General features: G+C 68.3%; 5 protein-coding genes. All 5 read left to right on the top strand.

Going from position 1 to position 7,308, the window contains the following annotated elements:
* Positions 1-491 precede the first annotated feature (491 nt).
* On the top strand, positions 492-3,005 hold the full coding sequence (locus PVW46_RS07480; RefSeq protein WP_209037643.1) for a putative PEP-binding protein: 2,514 nt from the start codon (positions 492-494) through the stop codon (positions 3,003-3,005).
* Between the two features lie 172 nt (positions 3,006-3,177).
* Entirely contained in the window at positions 3,178-3,867 is a 690-nt protein-coding gene (locus tag PVW46_RS07475) for a cell wall hydrolase (protein ID WP_069210086.1), read from the top strand.
* A gap of 94 nt (positions 3,868-3,961) precedes the next feature.
* Positions 3,962-4,900 (top strand): dihydroneopterin aldolase, encoded by a 939-nt coding sequence (locus PVW46_RS07470; protein WP_069209920.1) that lies wholly within the window; start codon positions 3,962-3,964, stop codon positions 4,898-4,900.
* Between the two features lie 39 nt (positions 4,901-4,939).
* Positions 4,940-5,953, top strand: a complete 1,014-nt coding sequence (gene folP / locus PVW46_RS07465) for a dihydropteroate synthase (RefSeq protein WP_069209921.1) — start codon at positions 4,940-4,942, stop codon at positions 5,951-5,953.
* The gene (glmM, locus tag PVW46_RS07460; protein ID WP_043144296.1) at positions 5,950-7,293 is read left to right on the top strand and encodes a phosphoglucosamine mutase; all 1,344 of its coding nucleotides are present in this window, start codon (positions 5,950-5,952) and stop codon (positions 7,291-7,293) included. The genes folP and glmM overlap by 4 nt, the downstream gene beginning before the upstream one ends.
* Positions 7,294-7,308: the final 15 nt, after the last annotated feature.

Genomic DNA, 7,308 nt, shown 5'->3' with positions numbered 1-7,308 from the left:
CCCGAGGGTATTTGGAAAACCAAAGAAGCCGGGGGCCGCTCCTCTCCTCCTGCGCCCGGCGCTTCGGCATCGGTCACGGAGGCGCAGCCCCGCGTGGATTGTCCTTGACGGGCAGCGACTTGTCTTGAGGCTCGAAAAGGCGCGCTGAGGGCAGACCTGCCTCTCAGACGTCTCCCGGCAGGAAGACGAGAACCCGTCCAAGAGCGTGACATTCCCAGGGTTCCCTGCAGGTCCCACCAGCGGCGCGGGGGGAGTGGGCGGGAGCGACGCCGCGCGCCCGCGCCCGCGTCGGAGGCGCGACCAAGATCCCGGCCGGAGGCGCGCAAAGCCCTTGTTCCAGGGGTGCGTCACGCCGCCGTCGCACCCGATCCGGTTTCCCGCCTTGCCAAGCGCCGCTCAGCGCGTATTCTGCCCGCCAACGCAGAGGTGCTGCAGTGCAGAAACCCGATATCCAGAACCCGCATGTGACCCTGATCACCCAGGACGCGCCCATGTCCACGCCGACCCACGGCGGGCGGGCCAAGTGCCTGCAAAGACTGGTCCGTCTCAACCTGCCGGTGCCACGCACGGTGGCGCTTTCTTTCGACGCGGTGCATCGCATCGCCGCCGGCAGGTTTCCCGACATGGACGCGCTTATCGCGGCCTTCGATCCGGGCGCCCTGCTCTGCGTGCGCCCCTCTTCAGAGGATCCGGACTGGGGCGGGCCTGGCGCGATCCTGAACATCGGCATGAACGACGCCCGTTTCGTGGACATGTCCGACGAAATCGGCAAGGAGGCCGCCGCCGGGCTCTACCTGCGCTTCGTGCAGGCCTACGCGATCCATGTCGCCCGGCTCGACCCGGATCTTTTCGACGAGATCGAGGACAATGGCACCGCCGGCCTCTCTGCCGCGCTGCGCGCCTACGAGGAAGAGGCCGAGGAGCAGTTCCCGCAGGACCCGGCGCGCCAGCTGCGCGAGGTGCTGCGCAGCATGGCCCGCGCCTGGGAAGGCACCTCGGCCCGGCTGTTGCGGCAGGCCAAGGGCGCACCGGTGGACGCGGGACTTGGCCTTGTGGTGCAGGAAATGGCCTTGGGGCTGGGGCATGGCGAATGCGGCTCGGGTGTTTTGCAACTGGTCAATTCGGACACCGGCAAGCGCCAGCTGACCGGCCGTTACCTCAGCCAGAGCCAGGGCCGGGAGGCTCTGCAGGGCGGCGCCGCCAGCCTCTACCTGGAACGCGACCCGCGCGGCCCCTCGCTCGAAGAGCTGGCACCCAAGGCCTTTGCCGATCTCAAGGCCCAGGCCGACCTGATGCGCCGCAAGCTGCGCGCCGAGATGCAGATCGAGTTCACCATCGAGGACGGCGAGGTCCACATCCTCGACGGGGTGCGCGTCAAGGCAAGCTCGCGCGCGGCGCTGCGCATCGCGGTGCGGCTGGCCCAGGACGGGATCATCACGCCCGAGGACGCGGTGCTGCGGATCGAACCGCGCGCCATCAGCGAGCTCTTGCACCGGCAGGTCGCCCCCGAGGCCCGGCGCGAGGTCATCGGGCGCGGCATCGCCGCCAGCCCCGGCGCCGCCACGGGGCGGATCGTCTTTTCCGCCGCCGAGGCACAGGCCAGCGCGGCGCGCAACGAACCCTGCATCCTGGTGCGCCGCGAGACCTCTCCCGAGGATGTGCGGGGGATGCATGCCGCCGTGGGCGTGCTGACCGAACGCGGCGGCATGACCAGCCACGCGGCGGTGATCGGACGGGGCCTTGGCCTGCCCTGCGTGGTGGGCGCGGCGCGGATGAATTTCAACCTGCAACGCAAGACCATCCAGGGCGAGGACGGGCGCATCTACCGCGAGGGCGACACCGTCACGCTCGACGGGACCTCGGGCCAGATCCTGCGCGGCGCGCCGGAGATGATCGAGGCGGCGCTCGACGATGCCTTCAACACGCTGATGGGCTGGGCCGACGAGGCGCGCGACATCGGCATCCGGGCCAATGCCGACACCCCCGCCGATGCCGCCACCGCGCGCAATTTCGCCGCGCAGGGGATCGGGCTGTGCCGGACAGAGCACATGTTCTTCGAGACCGACCGCATCACCCCCATGCGCGAGATGATCTTTGCCGACACGGTCGAGGACCGGCAGGCAGCGCTGGCCCTGCTGCTGCCCATGCAGCGCAATGATTTCACGGAACTTTTCCGCATCATGGAGGGCCTGCCGGTCTGCATCCGCCTGTTCGACCCGCCCTTGCACGAATTCCTGCCCAGCGACCGCGCGGGGCTGCGCGACCTGGCCGAGGCGCTGGACCTGCCGGTCTCGGACGTCACGCGGCGGGTGCAGGCGATGGGCGAATACAACCCCATGCTGGGGCTGCGCGGCGTGCGGCTGGGCATCACGGTGCCGGAAATCTACGACATGCAGGCGCGCGCCATCTTCGAGGCGACGCTGGACGCCAGCCGCGAGGGCGCGCCGCCGGTGGTGCCGGAAATCATGCTGCCGCTGGTTTCGGCCAAGCGCGAGGTCGACCTGATCCGCACCCGGATCGAGGCTGTCGCGGCCGCAGTGCGCACCGAACGCGGGCGTGACATCACCTATCGCCTGGGCGTCATGGTCGAAACCCCGCGCGCCTGCCTGCGCGCGGATGAGATCGCGCCCTATTCGCATTTCCTGTCCTTCGGGACCAATGACCTGACCCAGATGACCTACGGGCTGTCGCGCGACGATGCGGGCCGGTTCATGTCCGACTACGTCAGCCAGGGCGTGTTCAACGAAGACCCGTTCCATGTGCTCGACATCGACGGCGTCGGAGAGCTGGTGGCCACCGGCGTGCAGCGCGGGCGGGCGACCAATCCATCGGTGACCCTGTCGATCTGCGGAGAACACGGCGGCAACCCCGAATCGATTGCCTTTTGCCGCTCGGCAGGCATGGATTACGTCAGCTGCTCGCCCTTCCGCGTGCCGGTCGCACGGCTGGCGGCAGCACATCTTGCGCTGCGTGACCGCGGGCTGGACGGGCCGCGCAAACGCTAAGCCTGCAAGGCCGGAATCGCCCCGGGCGCGGGTCAGGGGTCACAGTCGGGGGGCAATCCGCCGATGCGTCCCCCGGCATTCTTTACCCAATTGTCATTATTCGGTATGGCTGGGCCCGTCGCGTGACGTGAGGCACCACGCGATGCATGTTCGATTGGGGGATTTTTTCGACATGAAACTTCTGACCACTGCCCTGCGCCGTGGCCTTGTTCTTGCGGCCTTTTCGCTCGTTGCCGCACCTTTGGCCCTGACGTCCGGCCCGGTTTATGCCGACCCGGCCCGGAGTGCGCAGACTCTCCTTTCACTCGAAAGCCGCGCGCTGGCGCGCGTCGGCAACACTCACCTGAAAGGGCTTGTGACGCCCGTGAAACCGACACCTGCCGCGGCCGGCACGGTGACCGGTGGCGGCGGCTTTCTCTATGACAAGACCTGGCTGTCCCGTCAGCCCGCGCCCGAGGGCGGCCCGCAATGGCGCTGCCTCGCGGAGGCGCTGTACTTCGAGGCCCGGGGCGAGACCATCGAGGGGCTGTTTGCGGTCTCCGAGGTGATCATGAACCGGGTCGCGTCGAAACGCTTTCCGAACTCGGTCTGCGGCGTGGTGAACCAGGGCACGGGGCGCAAGTTCGCCTGCCAGTTCACCTATACCTGCGACGGCCGCCCGGAACACATCGACGACAAACGCTCCTGGAATCGGGTGGGCAAGGTCGCCCGCGCCGTGCTGGACGGCAAGGCCACCGGCCTGACCAAGGGCGCCACGCATTACCACGCCACCTGGGTCTCGCCCGACTGGTCGCGGAAATACACCAAGACCTTTGCCCACGGGGTTCATATCTTCTACCGCCACACCTGGCGCGGCGAATAAACCGTCGCCAACGGTTCGCAAAAGGGCGCCTGCGGCTGGCCGTGGGGCGCCCTTTTCGTTACCACGAGCCATCATACAACAGACAGGGGCCGCCATGCCCAGCGATATCCGCCTAGCCTTTGCCCATCCTTCCGAACGCAGCGTCGCCACCGCCGGCGACACGCCACATGACCGCATCTCGGTGCGCGACCATGTGGTCGAGGTCGACATCGGCGCTTTCCAGGCCGAACGCGGCCAGAAACAGCGCGTGCGTTTCAACGTGGTGGTCGAGGTCATCCCCTTTACCGGCACGCTGGACGACGACGTGGACCGCATCCTGTCCTACGACCGCGTGACAGAGGCGATCAGCCACGAGCTTGAGGCAGAGCGTCTCAACCTGCTGGAAACGCTGGCCGAACGCATCGCGGAACGTATCCTGCTGGAGCCGCAGGCCCTGCGCGCCTTCGTGCGGGTCGAAAAGCTGGACCGTGGCCCCGGCGCGCTTGGCGTGGAAATCGTGCGCTCGCGCCGCGACGTGGCCGACCAGCTGGGCGAAATCGCCGAGGAAATGGCGCAGGAGCGCCCGCACGCACGGGTCGTCTACCTGTCGAACGCGGCGATGGCGGATCCCCGGCTGGCGTCCTGGCTGGACCAGCTCGAGGCGCGGCGGGCACCGCTGATCCTCTGCGTCGGGCGCCCCGACACCGAGATTCCCCAGACCGGGCACAAGATGACCCAGCGCCGGGTCGACCTGCTGTCGATCGAGCAGAACGCCTGGTGCCTGGCCGCGCGCGACGACCGGGCCAAGGTGGTCGCCACCCGCACGGAACTGGACTGGGCGATGAAGAACGGCCAGATCTGCGTCTGGGCGCCCTCCAAGGTCGTGCTGGACGCAACCCAGGGCCCGCAGGCGCAGCCCCGCGATTCCGTCGCGCTGGCGGCCTGGTTCGCGGGCGAACTGGATGCCTGCGAACTGCTGGTGATCGGCGAAGACCTGCCGGAAGAGGCCACGGTTCCGGCCCGTGCGCTCCCCCCGAGCACCTCGCTGTTCTAACCGCTTGCCAAGTCTTTCCGGATCGGTCAGTCACCCCGCATGAGCGTCTATTTCCGTCCCGTCGTCCGTTTTGACAGCCCCCGCCCCGATGACGCACTCGACCTCGCGGGCGGGCCGGGCTGGTTCGCGCAGGCCGTCCGTTACAGCCGCGAAGCGCCGCCGCGCAGCGTTTCCCTGTCGGAGATCCCCGAGGACTGGCGCACGCGCCTATCCGCGCCCCGGGCCGCCATCGCCGGCATGGTTCTGGACAGCCCGCGCATCATGGGCATCCTCAACGTCACGCCGGACAGTTTCTCGGACGGCGGCAGCCACCAGAGCGCCGCCAAGGCGGTGCAGCGGGCGCGCCGCATGGTCAGCATGGGCGCGCATATCATCGACGTCGGCGGCGAAAGCACGCGCCCCGGTGCCCTGCCCGTCCCGAACGAGGCCGAGATCGCGCGGATAGAGCCGGTGATCACCGCCCTGTCGCGCGAACTGGCCACGCCGATCTCGATCGACACGCGCAAGTCCGCGGTGGCGGATGCGGCGGTCACGGCCGGCGCGGCGCTGGTCAACGATGTCTCGGGCTTCACCTACGATCCGATGCTGGCGCATTACTGCCGCGACCGGGGGTTGCCTGTCTGCGTGATGCACGCGCGCGGCGACCCGGAAACCATGCAACAGGACCCGCGCTATGACGACGTGCTGCTGGACGTCTACGATTTCCTGGCCGCGCAGGTCGCCATGCTCGAAGAGATGGGCATTCCCCGTGCGCGGATTATCGTCGATCCCGGCATCGGCTTCGGCAAGACGATCGACCACAACCTGACGCTCTTGCGCGACGTTGCGCTGTTCCACGGTCTCGGCTGTCCGGTATTGGTGGGCGCCTCGCGCAAGGGGTTCATCGGCAAGATTTCCGGGGTCGAAACCTCTGCCGAGCGGGTCTCCGGCTCTGTCGCCGTGGCGCAGGCGGTGGCTGCGCAGGGGGTGCAGATCGTCCGCGTCCACGATGTTTCAGCAACCGCCCAGGCGCTGGCCATGTGGCGGGCCATTTCGAGAGGTAGTTTTCCATGAGCCGCAAGCTGTTTGGCACCGACGGTGTGCGCGGAACCGCCAACACCTACCCGATGACGGCCGAGATGGCCTTGATGCTGGGCGCGGCCGTGGGGCGTTATTTCCGCAACGAACACTCGGGCGTCCACCGTGTCGTGATCGGCAAGGACACGCGCCTGTCGGGCTACATGTTCGAAAACGCGCTGACCGCCGGGCTGACCTCGACGGGCATGAACGTGCTGCTGCTGGGGCCGGTGCCGACACCCGCCGTGGGCCTTCTGACCACCTCGATGCGGGCCGACCTGGGGATCATGATCTCGGCCAGCCACAACCCCGCCGCCGACAATGGCATCAAGTTCTTCGGCCCCGACGGTTTCAAACTGTCCGATGGCGTCGAAGCCGAGATCGAGGCGCTGGTCGAGGCCGGCGTGCGCCCGGCCCAGCCCGACAACATCGGCCGCGCCCGCCGGATCGACGATGGCCGCTTCCGCTACCAGGAGCGGGTCAAGAGCACCCTGCCCCACGGGCTGCGGCTGGACGGGATCAAGGTGGTGGTCGATTGCGCCAACGGCGCCGCCTACAAGACCGCGCCAGAGGTGCTGTGGGAGCTGGGCGCCGACGTGGTCCAGATCGGGACCGCGCCCAACGGTCTGAACATCAACGACAACTGCGGCTCGACCAAGCCCGCTGCCGCCGCCGAGGCGGTGCGCCGGCATGGCGCCGACGTGGGGCTCTGCCTTGATGGCGACGCCGACCGCATCATCCTGATCGACGAGAACGGCCAGGTCGCCGACGGCGACCAGTTCATGGCGCTGCTGGCGGCCCGCTGGGCCGAAGAGGACCGGCTGAAGGGCGGCACCCTGGTGGCGACGGTGATGTCCAACCTCGGGCTGGAACGGTTCCTGGATGACCGCGGGCTGCGGCTGGAACGCACCAAGGTCGGCGACCGCTATGTCGTCGAGGCGATGCGCTCGGGCGGCTGGAACCTGGGCGGAGAACAGTCGGGCCACATCGTGATGACCGATTACGCCACCACCGGCGACGGGCTGATGGCCGGGATGCAGTTCCTGTCGGAAATGGTCCGCACCGGCAAGCGCGCCTCGGAGCTGACCCACAGCTTTACCCGCGTGCCGCAACTGCTCAGGAACGTGCGCTATGGCGCCGGTGCGCTGCCGCTGGATGTCGACAGCGTGAAAAAGGCGATCGAGGACGCCGAGGGGATGCTGACCGGCAAGGGCCGGCTGCTGATCCGCAAGTCCGGCACCGAACCGCTGATCCGCGTCATGGCCGAATGCGAGGACGAAGACCTGCTGAGCCAGGTCGTCAACGGCATCGTGGCCGAGGTCGAGGCGGTCGCCTGACCGCCCTCGCGACCG

It is taken from the genome of Mameliella sp. AT18 (genome assembly GCF_028807275.1).
Lineage (GTDB): Bacteria > Pseudomonadota > Alphaproteobacteria > Rhodobacterales > Rhodobacteraceae > Antarctobacter > Antarctobacter albus.
The sequence above is the reverse complement of the archived record's forward strand: the minus strand, read 5'-3'. Positions and strand labels throughout refer to the sequence as shown.